The sequence below is a fragment of the Kitasatospora sp. NPDC041988 genome (assembly GCF_055588525.1).
On the sequence record NZ_JBVJCO010000023.1, the window covers coordinates 99,304 to 120,832 of the forward strand.

General features: G+C 75.4%; 2 protein-coding genes and 1 pseudogene. All 3 read right to left on the reverse strand.

Annotated features, from left to right (window positions below; all coding sequences use genetic code 11):
• Nucleotides 1-2: 2 nt before the first annotated feature.
• Nucleotides 3-10,709: a type I polyketide synthase gene (locus tag ACZ6NC_RS23055; protein WP_465735610.1), complete on the reverse strand. Its 10,707-nt coding sequence runs from the start codon at nt 10,707-10,709 to the stop codon at nt 3-5.
• 43 nt (nt 10,710-10,752) lie between these two features.
• Nucleotides 10,753-15,636: a type I polyketide synthase gene (locus ACZ6NC_RS23060; protein ID WP_465735612.1), complete on the reverse strand. Its 4,884-nt coding sequence runs from the start codon at nt 15,634-15,636 to the stop codon at nt 10,753-10,755.
• A gap of 143 nt (nt 15,637-15,779) precedes the next feature.
• Nucleotides 15,780-21,320, reverse strand: a pseudogene (locus ACZ6NC_RS23065) (type I polyketide synthase); the annotation flags it as partial.
• Nucleotides 21,321-21,529 lie beyond the last annotated feature (209 nt).

Consider the following 21,529-nt stretch of genomic DNA (forward strand, 5'->3'; position numbering starts at 1 on the left):
CCTCACGCCTCCCGCGTCGTGTCGTTGAGCGCCATCGAGATGAGGCTCTCGGCGTCCATGTCGTCGATGTCCTCGACGTCGCTGCCCTGGTCGTCCGCCGCGTCCCCGGCGGGCTCTGCGAGCCCGGCCAGTTCGAGGAGGCTGTCCATGAGCCCGGTCTCCCGCAGGCGTGCCAGCGGGATCGTCTGCAGGGCGAGCCGCAGCCGGGCCTCCGGGTCGGCGGGCAGCCCGCCGGCCGCGGACACCGGGATCTGCGGGGCGAGCTGCTCCCGCAGGTGCCGGGCGAGGACCCGGATGCTCGGGTAGTCGAAGATCAGGCCGGCGGGCAGCCGCAGGCCGGTCTCCTCCCCCATGCGGTTGCGGAACTCCACCGAGGTCAGCGAGTCGAAACCGAGCTCGCCGAAGGCCCGCTCGACCTCGATGGCATCCGTGTCCTTGTGGCCGAGCACCAGCGCGGCCTGGCCGCGCACCAGCTCGACGAGGACCGCCTCGCGCTCGTCGTCGGAGGAGGCCACGGCGAGCCGGCCCCGCAGGGCGTCGGCGCCGGAGGCGGTCGTTCCCGCCGTGCGACGGGCGACGGCCGGGCGCACCAGCCCCTGGAAGAGGGCCGGCAGCTGGTCGGCGCCCAGGCGGCCCAGCGTCCTGAGGTCCAGGGCCACCGGGACGAGGGCCGGCAGGCCGGTCCCGAGCGCCGCGTCGAACAGGCGCGTGCCCTGCTCCCCCGTCAGCGCCGCGACGCCGGAGCGGGCGGCCCGCTGCACGTCGGCGTCGGAGAGTCCGCCGCCCATGCCGCCGGTGCCCCACAGGCCCCAGGCGAGCGAGGTGGCGGGGAGTCCGGCCGCCGCGCGGTGCTGGGCGAGGGCGTCCAGGAAGGCGTTGGCGGCAGCGTAGTTGCCCTGGCCGGGGCCGCCGAGGACCCCGCCGACCGACGAGAAGAGGACGAAGGCCTTCAGGCCGCGGTCCCGGGTCAGCTCGTGCAGGTGCCAGGCCGCGTCCGCCTTGGGGCGCAGGACGGCGTCCAGGCGCTCCGGGGTGAGGGACCCCACGGTCGCGTCGTCGAGCACACCGGCCGCGTGCACAACCCCGGTGAGCGGGTGCTCGGCGGGCAGGCCGTCGAGCGCGCCGGCCAGAGCGGCCCGGTCGGCGACGTCGGCGGCCGCGAAGCGGACCGACTCGGCGCCCAGCTCCTCCAGCTCGCGCCGGAGCTCCGGCGCCGACGGCGCGTCCGCGCCCCTGCGGCTGAGCAGCAGCAGGTGCCGGACGCCGTGCTCGGCGACCAGGTGCCGGGCGAAGACGGGCCCGAGCCCGCCGGTCGCCCCGGTGATCAGCACGGTGCCCTCGCCGTCCCACGGGGACCGCGGCTCCGCGCCGGCCGGCTCCTTCGCCACCCGGACCAGGCGCGGCACAAGGACGGTGCCCGCCCGGACGGCCGCCTGCTCCTCACCGGAGGCCAGCACGGCGGGCAGCGCCCGCAGCGACGCCTCGTCGCCGTCCAGGTCGACCAGGACGATCCGGCCCGGGTTCTCCGCCTGTGCGGAACGCACCAGGCCGCCGACGGCCGCACCCGACGGGTCGATGACCTGCCCGGCCCCCGGCTCGTCGCCGGAGTCCGGGGCGACCGCCCCGCCGGTCAGCACGACGAGCTTCGCCGCGGCGAAACGCTCGTCCGCCAGCCAGCCCTGGAGCACCTCCAGGACCCGGTGCGTCTCGGCGCGCACGGCCTCCGGCGAGGCCACGGCCCGGCCGTCCGCCCCGTCGGCCAGCGCGCCGGCCGGCAGCAGCACCACCTCGGCGCCGCCCGCACCGTCCAGGTCCTTCGCGGGGGCGGCGTCCAGCCGGCCCGCCAGATCCTCCGGCCGTGCGGCCAGCAGCGCCCAGGAACCCGTCCGCTGCGCGGACCCGGCCGGGGCCGCGGTCCAGGCGACCCGGTAGAGGGAGTCGTGGAACGCCCCCGCCCCCACACCGACCTCGCCGGCGGACACCGGCCGCAGGGCCAGCGAGCCGACCGACGCCACCGGCAGGCCCTGAGCGTCGGCGACGTCGAGGGCGACCGCGCCCTGACCTGCCGTCGGACGCAGCCGCACCCGCAGCAGGGTCGCCCCGGTGGCGAACAGCTCCACGTCGGACCAGGCGAACGGCAGCTCCGCACGGTCCGACTCCCGCGCCAGCCCGAGGGCGTGCAGGGCCGCGTCGAGTGCCGCCGGGTGAAGGCCGAACCCGCCCGCGCCTGCCACCAGCTCCTGCGGCAGCGCCACCTCGGCCAGGACATCGTCCCCGTGCCGCCAGGCCCTGGTGAGGCCCTGGAACGCCGGGCCGTAGACCAGCCCGCCGTCGGCGAACGTCTCGTACATACCGGCCAGTTCGATCGGCTCGGCACCGGCCGGGGGCCACACCCCCGGGTCGGAGGACGGCCGGGCGGCCGCCGCCGCGAGGACGCCCGTCGCGTGCCGCGTCCACGGCACCTCCGGCGGCGCGCCCACCTGGCGTGCGTGCACGGTGAACCGACGCGAGCCGTCCGCGTCCGAACCGGCGACCGACAACTGGACGTCCGCCGCGCCCTTCTCCGGCAGCACCAGCGGCGCTTCCAGCACCAGGTCGGCGACGCGCCCGCAGCCGACGCGGTCGCCGGCGTGCAGGGCGAGGTCGACAAAGCCCGTGCCGGGGAAGAGCGTCACCCCGCCGAAGGCGTGGTCGGCCAGCCACGGCGTGGTCTGCGCGGACAGCCGGCCGGTGAACAACCCACCCTCATCACCGGCCAGTTCGACCGAGGAGACCAGGAACGGGTGCTCCGGGGAGACGAACCCGGCGGTCGCGGGGCCGGCGTCGAGCCAGTAGTGCTCGCGCTGGAAGGCGTAGGTCGGCAGGTCGACGCGGCGGGCGCCGGTGCCCTGGAACACGGCCGCCCAGTCGACGTCCGCGCCCGCCTCGAACACGCCCGCCAGGGCGGCCAGCAGGACCGGGACCTCGTCGCGGCCCTTGCGCAGCGCCGGCACGAGGAGGGCGTCGTCGGGGTTGGCCAGGCAGGCCTGGGCCATGCCGGTCAGCACGCCGTCGGGGCCCAGCTCCAGGTAGCGGGTGACACCGGCGTCCTCCAACGCCCGGATGCCGTCGGCGAAGCGGACGGCCTGACGGACGTGGCGCACCCAGTACTCGGGGTCACGCAGGTCGTCGCCGTTGGCGAGCTGTCCGGTCACGTTGGAGACGACGGCGAGCCTGGGCTCGGCGAACTCCAGGCCGCCCACGACGGCCCGGAACTCCTCCAGCATCGGCTCCATCAGCGGCGAGTGGAACGCGTGCGAGACGGTCAGCCGGACCGAGGCGATGCCCCGCTCCTCCAGCTTCTTCACGACCTTGCGCACCGATCCCTCGGCACCGGAAATCACCACCGAGGCGGGGCCGTTGACGGCCGCCACCCCGACCTCGGCCTCCCGGCCCTTGAGCAGCGGCAGCACGTCCGCCTCCGCGGCCCGGACGGCGACCATCACGCCACCGGCCGGCAGCGCCTGCATCAACCGGCCACGCGCGGCGACCAGCTTGCACGCATCCGCCAGGGAGAAGACTCCCGCCACGTGCGCGGCCGCGATCTCACCGACGGAGTGCCCGGCCAGGAAGTCCGCCCGCACCCCCAGCGACTCCACCAGCCGGTACAGCGCCACCTCGACCGCGAACAGCGCCGACTGCGTGTGGACCGTGTCGTCCAGCGAACCGGACTTTCCGGCTATGACCTCGCGCAGCGCAACACCCAACTCACCGTCCAGCAGCCCACACACCTCGTCCAACGCGGCCGCGAACACCGGGAACACCGACGCCAGTTCGCCGCCCATCCCGACCCGCTGCGCACCCTGACCGGTAAACAGGAACGCCGTCTTGCCCTCCAACCGGCGCCCCGCCCGCACACCCGCCAGCGCACCCGCCAGCTCCGCCAGGTCCGAACCCAGCACCACCGCCCGACGGTCGAACACCGCCCGCGAGGACGCCAGCGAGAACCCGACATCGAGCGCCGACACCGAACCACCGGCCACGAACTCCCGCAGCCGCCCGGCCTGGTCACGCAACGCGGCCTCCGTCCGGCCCGACACGACCCACGGCACCGGCACACCCGACGGCCAACCCGCACCCGACTCATCGGCCGACTCGGCCCCCTCGACCTGCTCGGCCGCCGGAGCCTCCTCGATGATCACGTGCGCATTGGTCCCCGAGATTCCGAACGACGACACACCCGCGCGACGCGGCGCACCGTCCGCCTTCTCCCAGACCCGGGACTCGGCCAGCAGCTCGACGTCCCCGGCCGACCAGTCCACGTGGGTGGACGGGGTGTCGACGTGCAAGGTCTTCGGCAGCACCTCGTGCCGCATCGCCTGCACCATCTTGATGATCGCCGCCACGCCGGCGGCGGCCTGGGTGTGACCCAGGTTCGACTTGATCGAGCCCAGCCAGAGCGGCCGGCCCTCCGGGCGACCCTGGCCGTAGGTGGCGAGCAGCGCCTGCGCCTCGATCGGGTCACCCAGGGTGGTGCCCGTCCCGTGCGCCTCCACCACGTCCACATCGGCCGTCGACAGGCCCGCGTTGGCCAGCGCCGCCCGGATCACCCGCTGCTGCGACGGACCGTTCGGCGCGGTGATGCCGTTGCTCGCACCGTCCTGGTTGATCGCCGAACCACGGACCACGGCCAGCACCTCGTGCCCGAGCCGACGCGCGTCCGACAGGCGCTCCACCAGGAGCACGCCGGCGCCTTCGCCCCAGGCCGTGCCGTCGGCCGCCTCCGAGAAGGCCTTGATCCGGCCGTCCGGGGCCAGGCCCCGCTGGCGGCTGAACTCCACGAAGACCTCGGGGGTGGCCATCACCGCCACGCCGCCGACGAGGGCGAGTTCGCACTCGTTCCGCTGGAGGGCCTGGATCGCCCAGTGCAGCGCGACCAGCGAGGACGAGCACGCCGTGTCCACCGACACCGCCGGGCCCTCCAGGCCGAAGGTGTAGGAGACCCGGCCCGAGATCGCACTGCCCATCGCGTGGCTGGTCGGGTAGTCGTGGTACATCACGCCCGTGAAGACGCCCGTCCGGCTGCCCCTGAGCGAGGCCGGGTCGATGCCCGCCCGCTCCATCGCCTCCCAGGACGCCTCCAGCAGCAGCCGCTGCTGCGGGTCGAGGGCCAGCGCCTCGTTCGGGCTGACCCGGAAGAAGGCCGCGTCGAACTCCGCCGCGTCGTGCAGGAACCCGCCCTGGTTGACGTAGGTGGTGTCGGCGCGTTCCCGCGTCGGGTCGTACAGGCGGCCGGTGTCCCAGCCCCGGTCCTCGGGGAACTCGGACACCGCCTCCCGGCCCTCCACGACCAGCTCCCAGAGCTCGTCGGGCGTGGTGACACCGCCGGGGTAGCGGGCGGACATGCCGACGATGACGATCGGGTCGTCGGACGGGGCAACCGTCGCGACGGCGGACCGGCCCTGGTCCGAAGCCTCGTCGGCGGCGCCGACCAGCGACTCGTAGAGGTGGCCCGCGAGCGCCGAGGACGACGGGTAGTCGAAGACCAGGGTCGCCGGCAGCCGCAGACCGGTGGCGGTGTTGAGGCCGTTGCGCAGCTCGACCGCGGAGAGCGAGTCGAAGCCCAGCTCGCTGAAGGCGCGGTCGGGTTCGATCGCGTCCGGCGAGCTGTGGCCGAGCACGCCGGCGACCTGGGCGCGGACGACCTGGAGCAGCAGCCGCTCGCGCTCCTCCCGGTCGAGCCCGGCGAGCCGGCCGGCCAGCGAGTCGGCCCCGCCCGCCGGCACCGCGCGCGCGGCCGTGCGCCGGGCCACCGGGACGATGCCGCGGAACAGCGCGTCGAGTTCCTCGCCCTGGGCGCGCAGGGCCGCCGTGTCGATCCGGATCGGGGCGAGCGCGGGCTCGCCGGCCGCGCGGGCGGCGTCGAAGAGCGCGAGGCCCTCCTCCGCGCCGAGCGGCACGATGCCGCCGCGCGCCATGCGGGCGCGGTCGGCCTCGCTGAGCGTGCCGACCATGCCGCCGCCTTCGGCCCAGGGGCCCCAGGCGAGGGAGGTCGCCGGCAGCCCGGCCGCGTGGCGTCGCTGGGCGAGGGCGTCCAGGAAGGCGTTGGCCGCCGCGTAGTTGCCCTGGCCGGGGACGCCGAGGACGCCTGCCGCCGAGGAGAAGAGAACGAACGCCGTCAGACCGAGTCCGGCGGTCAGCTCGTGCAGGTGCCAGGCGGCGTCGACCTTGGGGCGGAGCACGGCGTGCACCCGCTCGGGGGTCAGCGACGCGATGGTGCCGTCGTCCAGGAAGCCTGCCGCGTGCACGACCGCGCGCAGCGGCCGGTCGGCCGGGACGGCGGCGATCAGCGCCGCCAGGGCGTCCCGGTCGGACACGTCGCAGGACTCGACGGTGACGCTTTCGGCACCGGCCTCGGTGAGGGCCGCGCTCAGCTCCTCCGCACCGGGGGCCGCGGCGCCTCGGCGGCTGACCAGCAGCAGGTGCCGGACGCCGTGTTCGGTGACCAGGTGACGGGCGAGGAGGGCGCCGAGCCCGCCGGTCGCCCCCGTGAGCAGCACGGTGCCCGCCGCGTCCCAGCCCTGCTCCGCCGCCTCGGCGGCCCCGTCCGTGCCGACCGCGGGGACGGCGACGCGGGCGAGCCGGGCGGTGCGGATCTCGCCGCCGAGGATCGCCAGGCGGTCCTCCCCGGTGGCCACCGCGGCCGGCAGGGCACGGGCCGACGCCGCGTCGTCGTCGAGCTCGACGAGGACGATCCGGCCCGGGTTCTCCGCCTGGGCCGAGCGGACCATGCCGCTGACGGCGGCCCCGACCAGCGCGGAGACGCCGCTCGACGCGGCGGCCCCGGGGACCACCACGACCAGCCGCGAGCCCTCGGGACCACTCTGCGCGAGCCGGCTCTGGACGGCGGTGAGCACCCGCTCCGTCTCGGCGTGCACGGCGCTCACCGGGTCGTCGTCGGACGTGACGGTCCAGCCTGCCGGGAGCAGCACGTGGTCGGCCGGTTCACCGGCCGGCACCGGGGCGACGCCCAGCCGGCCGGCCCAGCCCGCGGCCTCCGCCCCGAGCACCGCCCAGGTGCCCTGCGCGGTGCCGCCGGGGACGGGCGTCCAGGAGACCCGGAACAGGGAGTCGTGGTGAGCGGCGGCCGCGGCCTTGATCTGCGCGGCCGAGACCGGCCGGACGGCCAGCGCACCCACCGAGGCGACGGGGCTGCCGGTGGCGTCCGCGAGGTCCAGGGCCGCCGCGTCCCGGCCCGGCACCCGCCGGACGCGGACCCGCAGGTGCGTCGCGCCGGTCGCGTGGACCTCGACGTCGGACCAGGCGAACGGCAGGCCGCCCTCCGACACCGCGTCGGAGACGCTCACCGCGTGCAGGGCCGCGTCGAAGGCGGCCGGGTGGAGGGCGAACAGCTCGGCGTCGGCGTGCGCGGCGTCCGGGAGGACGACCTCGGCGAACACCTCGCCGTCCCGGCTCCAGGCGGCGGTCAGCCCCCGGAACAGCGGCCCGTACGCCAGGCCGCCGGCCACGAAGTCGTCGTAGACGGAGTCGATGGCGACCGGCTCGGCGCCCTTGGGCGGCCAGGCCGCGAAGTCGAAGGAGGCGGCGCCCCGGCTCGGGGCGAGGACGCCGGCGGCGTGACCGGTCCAGGCCGTCTCGGTGTCGGCATCGGCGTCGCGCGAGTGGATCCGCACGCTCCGGGTGCCGCCGTCGCCCGCTGCGGCGAGCAGGACGAGCACCTGGACGGCGCCGCGCTCCGCGAGCACCAGCGGCGCTTCGAGGACCAGCTCCTCCACCCGGTCGCAGCCGGCCTCCCGACCGGCGCGGAGCACCATCTCGATCAGCGCCGTCCCCGGCACCACGACGGAGCCGGACACCACGTGGTCGGCCAGCCAGGCGTGGGTGTCGAGGGAGAGCCGGCCGCTCAGCACGGTGCCGCCGGAGTCGGGCAGGTCGACGGCCGCGCCGAGCAGCGGGTGTTCGGTCGCGACGAGCCCGAACGCCGACACGTCGCCCGTGTCGTTCGCGGGGCTGAGCCAGTAGTGCTCGTGCTGGAAGGCGTAGGTCGGCAGGTCGACGCGGTGTGCGCCGGTGCCCCGGAAGACCGCTGCCCAGTCGACGTCCGCGCCGGCCTCGAACACGCCCGCCAGGGCGGCCAGCAGGGCGGGGGCCTCGTCGCGGCCCTTGCGCAGCGCCGGCACGAGGAGGGCGTCGTCGGGGCTGGCCAGGCAGGCCTGGGCCATGCCGGTCAGCACGCCGTCGGGGCCCAGCTCCAGGTAGCGGGTGACGCCGGCGTCCTCCAACGCCCGGATGCCGTCGGCGAAGCGGACGGCCTGGCGGACGTGGCGCACCCAGTACTCGGGGTCACGCAGCTCGTCGCCGGCCGCGATGCGACCCGTCACGTTCGACACCACGGCGAGCTGGGGCTCGGCGAAGGAGAGGCCCCGGACGACCGCCCGGAACTCCTCCAGCATCGGCTCCATCAGCGGCGAGTGGAAGGCATGCGAGACGGTCAGCCGGACCGAGGCGATGCCCCGTTCCTTCAGTTGCGCGACCACCTCGCCGACCGGCGCCTTGGCACCCGAAATCACCACGGACGTCGGCCCGTTGACCGCCGCCACCCCGACCTCGGCCTCCCGGCCCTTGAGCAGCGGCAGCACATCCGCCTCGGCGGCCCGGACGGCCACCATCACGCCACCGGCCGGCAGCGCCTGCATCAACCGGCCACGGGCGGCCACCAGCTTGCACGCGTCCGCCAGCGACAACACACCACTGACATGCGCGGCCGCGATCTCACCGACGGAGTGCCCGGCCACGAAGTCCGCCCGCACCCCCAGCGACTCCACCAGCCGGTACAGGGCGACCTCGACCGCGAACAGCGCCGACTGCGTGTGGACCGTGTCGTCCAGCGAACCGGACTTTCCGGCTATGACCTCGCGCAGCGCAACACCCAACTCACCGTCCAGCAGCCCACACACCTCGTCCAGCGCGGCCGCGAATACCGGGAACACCGACGCCAGTTCGCCGCCCATCCCGACCCGCTGCGCGCCCTGACCGGTGAACAGGAACGCCGTCTTGCCCTCCAACCGGCGCCCCGCCCGCACACCCTCCAGCGCACCCGTCAGCTCCGCCAGGTCCGAACCCAGCACCACCGCCCGACGGTCGAACACCGCCCGCGAGGACGCCAGCGAGAACCCGACATCGAGCGCCGACACCGAACCACCGGCCACGAACTCCCGCAGCCGCCCGGCCTGGTCACGCAACGCGGCCTCCGTCCGGCCCGACACGACCCACGGCACCGGCACACCCGACGGCCAGCCCGCACCCGACTCCTCGACGGCCCCCTCGACCTGCTCGGCCGCCGGTGCCTCCTCGATGATCACGTGCGCATTGGTGCCGCTCAGGCCGAAGGACGAGATGCCCGCCCGCCGCGGCCGCTCGCCGCGCTCCCAGGGGGTGCGGGTCAGCAGCAGCTCCACGTGGCCGGCCTCCCAGTCCACGTGGGTGGACGGGGTGTCGACGTGCAGGGTCCTGGGCAGCACCTCGTGGCGCAGCGCCTGGACCATCTTGATGATTCCGGCGACACCGGCGGCGGCCTGGGTGTGGCCCAGGTTCGACTTGATCGAGCCCAGCCGGAGCGGGTGTTCGGCCGTCCGGCCCTGGCCGTAGGTGGCCAGCAGGGCCTGCGCCTCGATCGGGTCACCCAGCGTGGTGCCCGTCCCGTGCGCCTCCACCACGTCCACATCGGCCGTCGACAGGCCCGCGTTGGCCAGCGCCGCCCTGATCACCCGCTGCTGCGACGGACCGTTCGGCGCGGTGATGCCGTTGCTCGCACCGTCCTGGTTGACCGCGGAGCCCCGCACGACCGCGAGGACGGGGTGACCGTTGCGGCGGGCGACCGAGAGCCGCTCCACCAGGAGGACGCCGGCACCCTCGCTCCAGCCGGTGCCGTCGGCGGCGTCGGCGAACGCCTTGCAGCGGCCGTCGGCCGCCAGCCCGCGCGCCTTGCCGAAGGCGATGAACGGGTCGGGCGTCGCCATCACCGTGACACCGCCGGCCAGGGCGATCGTGCACTCGCCCCGGCGCAGCGCCTGCACGGCCAGGTGCAGCGCGACCAGCGAGGACGAGCAGGCGGTGTCCACCGACACCGCGGGGCCCTCGAAGCCGAACGCGTAGGAGACCCGGCCGGAGAGCACGGCGCCGTTGGTGCCGGTGGTCATGTAGGCCGCCGACTCCTCGGGCAGCTTCATGCCGAAGTAGGACTGGCCATTGGTCCCGACATAGACGCCGACGGGGCCGCCCTTGAGGGAGTCGGGGGAGATCCCGGCCCGCTCGAACGCCTCCCAGGACGCCTCCAGCAGCAGGCGCTGCTGCGGGTCCATCGCGATGGCCTCCCGCGGGCTGATGCCGAAGAACTCGGCGTCGAACCGGGCGGCACCGTGCAGGAACCCGCCGCTGCGGGTGTAGCCGCTGGCCGCCTGTTCGGCGTCCGCGTCGTACATGCCGCCGACGTCCCAGCCGCGGTCCTGGGGGAATCCGCCGATGGCGTCCGTCTCGCCGAGGACCAGGTCCCAGAGGTCTTCCGGGGAACGCGTGTCACCCGGGAAGCGGCAGGCCATCCCCACGATCGCGATCGGCTCCGCCTCGATGTCGCGCAGCCGCTCCTTCGTCTGTGCGAGGTCGGCGGTCGTCCGCTTGAGGTAGTCGAGCAGCTTCTTTTCGTTCCCCATCAGGGCCTCACCAATTCTGTTGATAAAGAGTCCAGGAACCTGGTCACGCGATCCCGAGTTCTTTGTCGATGAAGTCGAAGAGTTCGTCGGCCGAGGCGTCTTCCAGCTGGTCGGCGACCGTGCCGGCCCGGGTGCCCTGGGCCTCGTTCACGCGGGCCACCAGGGCCTGGAGGCGCGAGACGACCTGCGTCCGCTCGATCTCCTCCGGGGCGAGGGAGGCCACCACGGCCTCCAGCCGGTCGAGTTCGGCGGCCACGCCGGCACCGCCGACGCCCGCCGGCGCCAGTTCGCCGTGCAGGTGCTCGGCCAGGGTGGTGGGGTTGGCGTAGTCGAAGAGCAGGGTCGCCGGGAGCTTCAGCCCGGTGGCCGCGTTCATGCGGTTGCGGAACTCGACGGCGGTCAGCGAGTCGAATCCCATGTCCTTGAAGGCACGGCCCGGCTGGACGGCGTCGGGGCCGTCGTGGCCGAGCACCGTGGCCACCTGGCCGCGGACGAGCCCGAGGATGGTGCTGCGCTGCTCGCCACCGGTAAGCGCGGCCAGCTCCCGGGCCAGCGCGGAGGCGTCGGCCGGGCCGCCCGCCGCCGGGCCGCCGGCCGGACCGCCCGTCGCGGCCTTCGCCTCGGGCAGTGCGCCGATCAGCGGGCTGGGCCGGCCGGCCGTGAAGGCGGGTGCCAGCTCGGCCCAGTCGGCGTCGACCACGCCGATGACGGCCTCGCCGCGCTCCAGCACCTCGTGCAGGGCGTTCACGGCGAGTTCCGGGTCCAGCTCGGTCAGGCCGCGCCACCAGGCACGTTCCTGGATCTCCTGCTGGGTGGCCATGCCTCCGCCGCCCCACGGGCCCCAGGCGACCGAGGCCGCCGGCAGGCCCAACGCCCTGCGGTGCTCGGCCAGCGCGTCGAGGTAGGCGTTGGCCGCCGCGTACGAGGCCTGGCCGGCGCCGCCGAGCAGGCCGGCGATCGAGGAGAAGGAGACGAAGGCGGTCAGTTCGAGGTCCCGCGTGAGCTCGTGCAGGTTGCGGGCGGCCTCGATCTTGGGGCGGAGCACCCCGGCGATCCGCTCCGGGGTGAGCGAGCCCACCGTCCCGTCGTCGAGCACCCCGGCCGCGTGCATCACGGCGGTGAGCGGGGCGTCGGCGGGCAGTTCCTTCAGCAGCACGGCGAGGGAGTCGCGGTCGGCGGCGTCGCAGGCGGCGACGGTGACGCGGGTGCCGAGGCCGGTGAGCTCCTGCGCGAGTTCGGCGGCGCCGGGGGCCTCGATGCCGCGCCGGCTGGTGAGCAGCAGGTGCTCGGCGCCGGCCCGGGCCAGCCAGCGGGCGACGTGCGCGCCGACGGCGCCGGTGCCGCCGGTCACGAGCACCGTGCCGGTGGGCCGCCAGGCGACCCGCGGCGGGCTGGTGTCGGCGGTCGCCCGCTCCAGGCGGCGGACGAACGTGCCGGCCGCCCGGACGGCGAGCTGGTCCTCGCCCGCCGGGTCGGCGAGCACGTCGGCGAGGCGGGCCAGCAGCGCGGCGTCGGGGGTGCCGGTGGCGGGGAGGTCGACCAGACCGCCCCAGAGGCCGGGGTTCTCCAGGGCGACCACCCGGCCGAGGCCCCAGACCAGGGCCTGGCCGGGGTTGGGCAGGGCCTCGGAGCGGCCCGCGGCGACGGCGCCGCGCGTCACGCTCCACACCGGCGCCGCCGTGTCCAGGTCGGTGAGGGCCTGGACGAGCGCCACGGTGGTGGTGAGGCCGCGCGGGGCGGCGGGGGCCCCGGCGTCGGGTTCCCCGTCCTGGCCGAGCAGCGACACCACGCCGTTCAGCGGCGCGGCCCCGGCGAGGGTCTCGGTGATCCGGGCGGTCAGCGCCGGCCGGTCGGCGCCGGCCCCGGTGACACGCAGCGTCAGGACCTGTGCGCCGCGGTCGGCGAGGGTCCGTTCGACGGCCTCGGCCCACGCCTCGTCCACGCCCTCGGCGGGCAGGGCCAGCAGCCAGCTGCCGGTGAGCGTGCCGCCGGTGCCGCCGGTGTGGGGCAGCCAGCCGATCCGGTAGCGCCAGCCCTCGACGGTGGCGTGCTCGACGCTGCGGGTGCGCCAGTCGGCGAGCAGCGGGAGCACCGTCTCCAGGGAGGAGCGGCTGTCGCCGTCCGCGTCGAGGACGGTGGCGAGGTGGTCGAGATCGCGCTGCTCGACGGCGGACCAGAAGGCGCCGTCCCCGGCTCCCCGGCCCGGGCGGGCGCCGTCGGCGCCGTCCTCGGGCTCGGCCCAGTAGCGCCGGCGCTGGAACGGGTAGGTGGGCAGGCCGACCCGGCGCCGCCCGGTGCCGGCGAGTGGCGCGGCCCAGTTCACGTCGACGCCGCGCAGGTGCAGGGCGGTGAGCGCGGCCGTCAGGGCGCGCGGCTCGGGGGTGCCGGTGCGCAGCAGCGGGACGGCGAGGACGTCCTCGTCGAGGGTCTCGCCGGCCATCGCGGTGAGGGTGGCGCCGGGGCCGATCTCCAGGCAGGTGGAGACGCCCAGGGCGGCCAGCGCGCGCAGCCCGTCGTGGAAGCGGACGGTGCCGCGGACGTGGCGCACCCAGTACTCGGGGGTGCGCAGGTCCTCGCCCTCGGCGAGCGCGCCGGTCACGTTGGAGACGACCGGGACGGCGGCCTCCCGGAAGGTCAGCCCGGCGAGCACCTCGGCGAAGTCGGCCAGCATGGCGTCCATCCGCGGCGAGTGGAAGGCGTGGCTGACCCGCAGCTGCCGGGTGCGGGCGCCGCGGCCGGCCAGCAGCCCGGCGACCTCGGCGACGGCGTCATCGTCGCCGGAGAGGACGACGGACGTCGGCCCGTTGACCGCGGCGATGCCGAGCTGCGCCGCCCGGCCCTCCAGCAGCGGCAGCACGTCCTGCTCGGTGGCCTGGACGGCGGTCATCGCGCCGCCCTCGGGCAGGGCCTCCATCAGCCGGCCGCGGGCGGCGACCAGGGCTGCCGCGTCGGCCAGCGAGAGCACCCCGGCGACGTGGGCCGCGGCGATCTCGCCCACGGAGTGACCGATGAGGACGTCGGGGCGGACGCCGAAGGACTCGGCCAGCCGGTAGAGGGCGACCTCGGTCGCGAAGAGCGCCGCCTGGGTGAAGACCGTGCGGTCGAGCAGGGCGGCCTCGGCCGAGCCCTCGGGGGCGAACACCACCTCGCGCAGCGGCCTGGGCAGCCGGGTGTCCAGCTCCGCGCAGACCGCGTCGAAGGCCCGGGCGTAGGCGGGGTAGGCCGCGTACGCCTCCTGGCCCATGCCGGGGCGCTGGGCGCCCTGGCCGGTGAAGAGGAAGGCCGTCCGGCCGCCGCCGCGCACCGCGCCGCCCGCGTCCTCGCCGGTGGCGATCCGGTCGAGCGCCGCGAGGAGTTCGCCGCGGTCCGCGCCCGCGGCCACGGCCCGGTTCTCGAACAGCGAGCGGGTGGTGGCGAGGGAGTACGCGACGTCTCCGGCGTCCAGGCCGGCCCGGTCGAGCAGGTCGGCGTGGAGCCGTGCGGCCTGGGCCCGCAGCGCGTCCTCGCCGCGGGCGGAGAGCGGCCAGGCCAGGTACGGGACGGGGGCGGGCGCGGGCGGCTGCTCGTCGGCCTCCTCGGGGTCGGGGAGCGCCTCCTCGATGACGGCGTGCGCGTTGGTGCCGCTGATCCCGAACGAGGAGATGCCGAACCGCCTGGGCCGCTCGCCCCTGGGCCACGGCACCTCGTCGTTCAGCAGCTGCACCCGGCCGGCGGACCAGTCGACGTGCGGGGTCGGCTCCCCGGCGTGGATGGTCCGCGGCAGCGTCTCGTGCTGGAGCGCGAGGACCATCTTCATCACGCCCGCCACCCCTGCCGCGGCCTGCGGGTGCCCCATGTTGGACTTGATCGAGCCGAGCCAGAGCGGCTTGTCCTCCGGCCGGTCCTGCCCGTACGTCGCCAGCAGTGCCTGCGCCTCGATCGGGTCGCCGAGCCTGGTGCCCGTGCCGTGCGCCTCCACCGCGTCCACGTCGGCGGCGACCAGCCCGGCGTTCTTCAGCGCGGCCCGGATCACCCGCTGCTGCGCGGGCCCGTTCGGGGCCATCAGGCCGTTGCTGGCACCGTCCTGGTTCACCGCCGAGCCGCGCACCACCGCCAGGACGGGGTGGCCGTTGCGGCGCGCGTCCGACAGCCGCTCCAGGACGAGCATCCCGGCGCCCTCCGACCAGCCGGCGCCGTCGGCGTCGGCGGCGAAGGACCGGCAGCGGCCGTCCGGGGACAGCGCCCGCTGCCGGCTGAACTCGACGAACAGCTGAGGGGTCGCCATCACGCAGACGCCGCCGGCGAGGGCGAGGGCGGAGTCCCCGGCCCGCAGCGACTGGCAGGCCAGGTGCAGCGCCACCAGCGAGGACGAGCAGGCGGTGTCCGTGGTGACGGCGGGCCCCTCCAGCCCGAAGGTGTAGGAGACGATGCCGGAGACGATGCTGCCCGCCGTGGTGCTGCGCGGGTAGTCGTGGTGCATCAGGCCGGCGAAGACGCCCGTCCGGCTGCCGCGCAGCGACAGCGGGTCGATCCCGGCCCGTTCGAGCGCCTCCCAGGACACCTCCAGCAGCAGCCGCTGCTGCGGGTCGGCCTCCGGCGCCTCGCGCGGGCTGAGCCCGAAGAAGCCGGCATCGAACTCGGCCGCGTCGTGCAGGAAGCCGCCGCGGCGGACGTACGTCCGGCCGGGCTTGCCCGGCTCGGGGTCGTACACCGCGTCGGTGTTCCAGCCGCGGTCGGTGGGGAAGTCCGACACCACGTCGGCGCCGTCGGACACCAGTTGCCAGAGGTCCTCGGGGGAGGTCACCCCGCCGGGGTAGCGGCCGCTCATGCCGATGATCGCTATCGGTTCGTGCCGGGCGTCCTCCGCCTCCCGCAGCCGGCGGCGGGTCTCCTGGAGGTCTGCCGTCGCCCGCCTGAGGTACTCGCGGAGCTTTTCGTCGTGCGCCATCGCTGTCTCAGCCTTCTGGGAGGGGTCGGGAGGGGCGAACGGAAGGGGTCGGGGCCCGGGCCGGGCCCCGGCAGGCGGGAGGCGGACCGGGTCCCCGGCCGCCGGGGGCGGCGGCCGGGGACGCCCGGAGGGGTGGGAGCCGCTCAGCCGATGCCGAGCTCGTTGTCCAGGAAGTCGAACAGCTCGTCGTCGGTGGCCTCGTCGAACCGCTGGGCCGAACCGTCCCCGTCGGGCTGCTGCTCCGTCCACCGGCGCAGCAGGCCCTTGAGCCGGGCGGTGACGGCGGCGTGGTCCTCCTCCGGACCGGCCTGCGCCAGAGCGACCTCAAGGAGTTCGAGCTGCGCCTCCAGCGACTTCGGGGCGGCGTCGGCCGGGGCCAGCGCGGTGCCCAGGTGCTGGACCAACGTGGTGGGCGTGGGGAAGTCGAACACCAGGGTGGTCGGCAGCCGCAGGCCGGTGGCCTTGTTCAGCAGGTTCCGCAGCTCGACCGCGGCCAGTGAGTCGAAGCCCATGTCCTTGAACGCCCGGTCCGGGTCCACCGAGTCCCCGGACGCGTGCCCCAGCACCCCGGCGACGTGCTCGCGCACCAGCGCCGAGATCTGACGGGTCCGGTCGGCCTCCGAGAGCTCGGCCAGCCGGGCGGCGAAGCCCCGGTCGGGGGCGGCCACCGCCGTGACGGCCCGCCGGTTGCGGCGCCGCGCCGGGGCCCGGCCCATGCCGCGCAGGGCGGTCGGCAGGTCGTCGGTCCGGCTCGCCAGGGTCGCGAAGTCCAGCCGGATCGGCACCAGGGTCGGATCCCCGGAGGCGATCGCCGCGTCGAACAGGCTGAGCGCGTCCTCGGTCTCCAGGGGCGGCATGCCCAGCCGGTTCATCCGCTGGAGGTCGGCGTCGCCCATCTGGCCGGCCATGCCGTCCGTGGACGCCCACAGCCCCCAGGCCAGCGACACGGCCGGCAGCCCGGCCGCGCGCCGGTGCTCGGCGAGCGCGTCCAGGAAGACGTTGGCCGTGGCGTAGTTGGCCTGCCCGCCGCCGACCAGCAGCCCGGCCGAGGAGGAGAACAGGACGAAGGCGCTCAGCCCGAGGTCCCGGGTCAGCTCGTGCAGGTGCCAGGCGGCGTCGGCCTTCGGCCGCAGCACCGCGTCGAACCGCTCCGGGGTCTGGGTGCCGATCGTCCCGTTGTCCGCGATGCCCGCGGTGTGGACGACCCCGGTCAGCGGCGGCCGGCCGGCCGGGGCCGCGGCGAGCACCGCCGCCAGGGCGTCCCGGTCCGAGACGTCGCAGGCCTCGATGGCGACGCTCTCGGCGCCCGCCTCGACCAGCGCCGCCCGCAGCTCCTCCGCACCGGGGGCCGCGGCGCCGCGCCGGCTGAGCAGCAGCAGGTGCCGCACCCCGTGCCGCACCACGAGGTGACGGGCCACCAGGGCGCCGAGCCCGCCGGTGCCGCCGGTGACGAGCACCGTGCCGTCGGGCCCGAACATGCCGGCCCCGGCCTCCTCGTCCGGCACCGGGCTGCGCCCGAGCCGCGGCAGCAGGACGGCGCCGGCCCGCACGGCCGACTCCGGCTCGCCCGAGTCGACGGCGGACCGCAGGGCGGCCAGCGTGCCGCGGCGGCCGTCCCAGTCGACCAGGGTCAGCCGGTCCGGGCTCTCCGCCTGCACCGACCGCACCAGTCCCCAGACCGGCCCGGTCACCACGTCCACGGCGGTGTCGCCCGCGCTCACCGCGCCCGAGGTCACCACGACCAGGCGGGAGGCGGCGAACCGCTCGTCGGCCAGCCAGGTCTGCACCTCGGCCAGGACCCGCCCGGCCACCGCCCGCAGCTCGGCCGGAACGTCCCCGGCCTCGGCGGCCGGGTCGGGCAGGCAGGGCAGCAGCACCACGTCCGGGACGGGCGCGCCCGCCTCGACCGCGGCGGCCAGCGCGGCCACCGACTCGTACCCGGCGGCGGCCCGGCGGGCCACCGCCGCCCAGGCGTCGCCGACCCGGCCGGCGACCGCCCAGCGCTGCCCCGTGTCGTCGGCGGGGCCGCCGAACACGGCGGACTGCCAGCGGAGCCGGAAGAGGTTGTCCACGTTCTCGGCCTGGGCGACCCGCAGCTGCTCGTCCGAGATCGGCGGCGCCAGCAGGTGGTGAACGGCCGCGACCGGGGCACCGGTCGCGTCGGCGATGTCGACCTGGGCCGTGTCCGGCCCGTTCGAGTCGCAGCGCACCCGGATCGTGGTGACACCGGGGGAGAACACCCGGATGCCGTGCCAGGAGAACGGCAGCCGGGGCACGCTCGGGCCGCCAGGCTCGATGAACAGGGAGGCATGGAACGAGGCGTCCAGCAGCGCCGGGTGGAGCCCGAACACCTCGCCGTCCGCGCGGGACTCCCGGGGCAGCGTGATCTCGGCGAACACCTCGCGGCCGTTGCGGGTCCAGGCGCGCTTCAGACCCTGGAAGACCGGGCCGTAGCCGTAGCCCCGGCCGACCAGGCCCTCGTAGGCGCCCGCCACGGGCACCTCCTCGGCACCCTCCGGCGGCCAGACCGTCAGGTCGTAGAGCTCGCCTTCCTCGACCTCGTCCCCGACGATGCCCTCGGCGTGCCGGGTCCACGGGGCGTCCGGACCGACGCCCTCGGCCTGCGAGTACACCGACAGGCTGTGCTTGCCGGCCTCGTCCGACCCGCCGACGACCACCCGGACCCGCATCCCGCCGCGCTCCGGGATCACCAGGGGCGCGCCGATCGTCAGCTCCTCGACGACGGTGCGGCCGACCTCGTCGGCGCCCCGCAGGGCCATCTCGACGAAGGCCGAGCCGGGCAGCAGGACGGTGCCGAACACCTCGTGGTCGGCGAGCCAGGGGTGGCTGTCCAGGCCGAGCCGGCCGGTGAGCACCACCCCGTCGGAGTCCGGCAGCTCGACGACCGCGCTGAGCAGCGGGTGCGTGGTCGCCGCCAGGCCGTGGGCCGCCGCGTCACCGGCGGTCGCGGGGCCGGCGTCGAGCCAGAAGCGCTCGCGTTGGAAGGCGTAGGTCGGCAGGTCGACGCGGCGGGCGCCGGTGCCCCGGAACACGGCCGCCCAGTCGACGTCCGCGCCCGCCTCGAACACGCCCGCCAGGGCGGCCAGCAGGACCGGGACCTCGTCGCGGCCCTTGCGCAGCGCCGGCACGAGGACGGCGTCGTCGGGCCGGTCCAGCGAGCCCAGCGCCATACCGGTCAGGATCCCGTCGGGGCCCAGCTCCAGGAAGCGGGTCACGCCGGCCTCTTCGAGGGCGCGGACACCGTCGGCGAATCGGACGGCCCGACGGACGTGGCGCACCCAGTACTCGGGGTCGCGCAGCTCGTCGGCCTTCGCGAGCTGTCCGGTCACGTTGGAGACGACGGCGAGCCTGGGCTCGGCGAACTCCAGGCCGCCCACGACGGCCCGGAACTCCTCCAGCATGGGCTCCATCAGCGGCGAGTGGAAGGCGTGCGAGACGGTCAGCCGAACCGAGGCGATGCCGCGCTCCTTCAGCTGGGCGACCACCTCGCCGACCGCCGTCTCGGCACCGGAAATCACCACCGAGGAAGGGCCGTTGACGGCCGCCACCCCGACCTCGGCCTCGTGGCCCTTGAGCAGCGGCAGCACGTCCGCCTCCGCGGCCCGGACGGCGACCATCACGCCACCGGCCGGCAGCGCCTGCATCAACCGGCCGCGGGCGGCGACCAGCTTGCACGCGTCCGCCAGGGAGAAGACTCCGGCCACGTGCGCGGCGGCGATCTCACCGACGGAGTGCCCGGCCAGGAAGTCCGCGCGTACGCCCAGCGATTCGACCAGCCGGTACAGCGCCACCTCGACGGCGAACAGCGCCGACTGGGTGTGGACCGTGTCGTCCAGCGAGCCGGACTTTCCGGCTATGACCTCGCGCAGCGAAACTCCCAACTCACCGTCCAGCAGCCCACACACCTCGTCCAGCGCGGCCGCGAACACCGGGAACACCGAGGCCAGTTCGGCGCCCATCCCGACTCGCTGGCTGCCCTGACCGGTGAACAGGAACGCCGTCCGGCCCTCGGAGCGGCCGGCACCGCTCTCGGCGCCGTCGTTCGCGGCGAGCTTCTCCAGACCGACCATCAGCTCGGTCCGGTTGGCGCCGAGCACCACGGCCCGGCGGTCCAGGACGGCACGCGAGGACGCCAGCGAGAACCCGACATCGAGCGGCGACCGGTCGGTGCCCGCCACGAACTCCCGCAGCCGTCCGGCCTGCGCCCGCAGCGCGGCCTCCGTCCGGCCCGACACCACCCACGGCACCGGCACACCCGACGGCCAACCCGCACCCGACTCATCGGCCGACTCGGCCCCCTCGACCTGCTCGGCCGCCGGAGCCTCCTCCAGGATCACGTGCGCATTGGTCCCCGAGATCCCGAACGACGACACACCCGCGCGACGCGGCGCACCGTCCGCCTTCGCCCACGCCCGGGACTCCGCCAGCAACTCGACGTCCCCGGCCGACCAGTCCACGTGCGAGGACGGCGCGTCCACGTGCAGCGTCTTCGGCAGCACGCCATGGCGCATCGCCTGCACCATCTTGATGATGCCCGCGACACCGGCGGCGGCCTGCGTGTGGCCCAGGTTCGACTTCACCGAACCCAGCCACAACGGGCTGCCCTCCGGCCGGTCCTGGCCGTACGTCGCCAGCAGCGCCTGCGCCTCGATCGGGTCACCCAGCGTGGTGCCCGTCCCGTGCGCCTCCACCACGTCCACATCGGCCGTCGACAGGCCCGCGTTGGCCAGCGCCGCCCGGATCACCCGCTGCTGCGACGGACCGTTCGGCGCCGTCAGCCCGTTGCTCGCACCGTCCTGGTTCACCGCCGAACCACGGACCACGGCCAGCACCTCGTGCCCGAGCCGACGCGCGTCCGACAGCCGCTCGACGAGGAGCACACCGACGCCCTCGCCCCAGCCGGTGCCGTCCGCGGCCTCCGCGAACGCCTTGATCCGGCCGTCCGGGGCCAGCCCGCGCTGCTGGCTGAACTCCACGAAGGTCTCGGGCGTGGGCATCACCGTGACGCCGCCCGCGAGGGCCAGCGTGCACTCGCCCTTGCGCAGCGCCTGGATCGCCCAGTGCAGCGCCACCAGCGAGGACGAGCACGCCGTGTCCACCGACACCGCCGGGCCCTCCAGGCCGAGGCTGTAGGCGACCCGGCCGGACACGACACTGCCGGTGTTGCCGTTGCCGATGTAACCCTGGAGCTCGTCGGGGATGGTGCTCAGGCGCGAGGCGTAGTCGTGGTACATCACGCCGGCGAAGACGCCGGTCTGGCTGCCCTTGAGCGAGGACGGGTCGATGCCGGCCCGCTCGATCGCCTCCCAGGACACCTCCAGGAGCAGCCGCTGCTGCGGGTCGGTGGCCAGCGCCTCGCGCGGGCCCATGCTGAAGAACTCGGCGTCGAAGTCGGCCGCGTCGTGCAGGAAGCCGCCGGTCTTCGCGTAGGTGTGGCCGGGCTTGCCGGGCTCGGGGTCGTAGATGCCCTGGGTGTCCCAGCCGCGGTCGGACGGGAACCCGGAGACGCCGTCCCCGCCCGCGTCGACCAGCCGCCAGAGGTCGTCCGGCGAACGGACGTCCCCCGGGAAGCGGCAGCTCATCCCGACGATCGCAATCGGCTCATTCTCCCGGCGCTCGTTTTCCCGCAGGCGCCGTCGAGCTTCACGAAGATCGGCTGTCGCTCGCTTGAGGTAGTCGAGAAGCTTCTCCTCGTTGTCCACCCAACGTCTCCCTCACTGGTCCGGCCAGGAATTCACGGTGCTGGAATGTCGATTCACCTGCGGCGCCGGAATCGGGACATGACGAATAACACCCAGCGGCGCATATATTCGTACGCTACGCAGGCCGACCCCGGCCCGCCCACCCCTAACCCGCCCCTACCCGCCCCTAT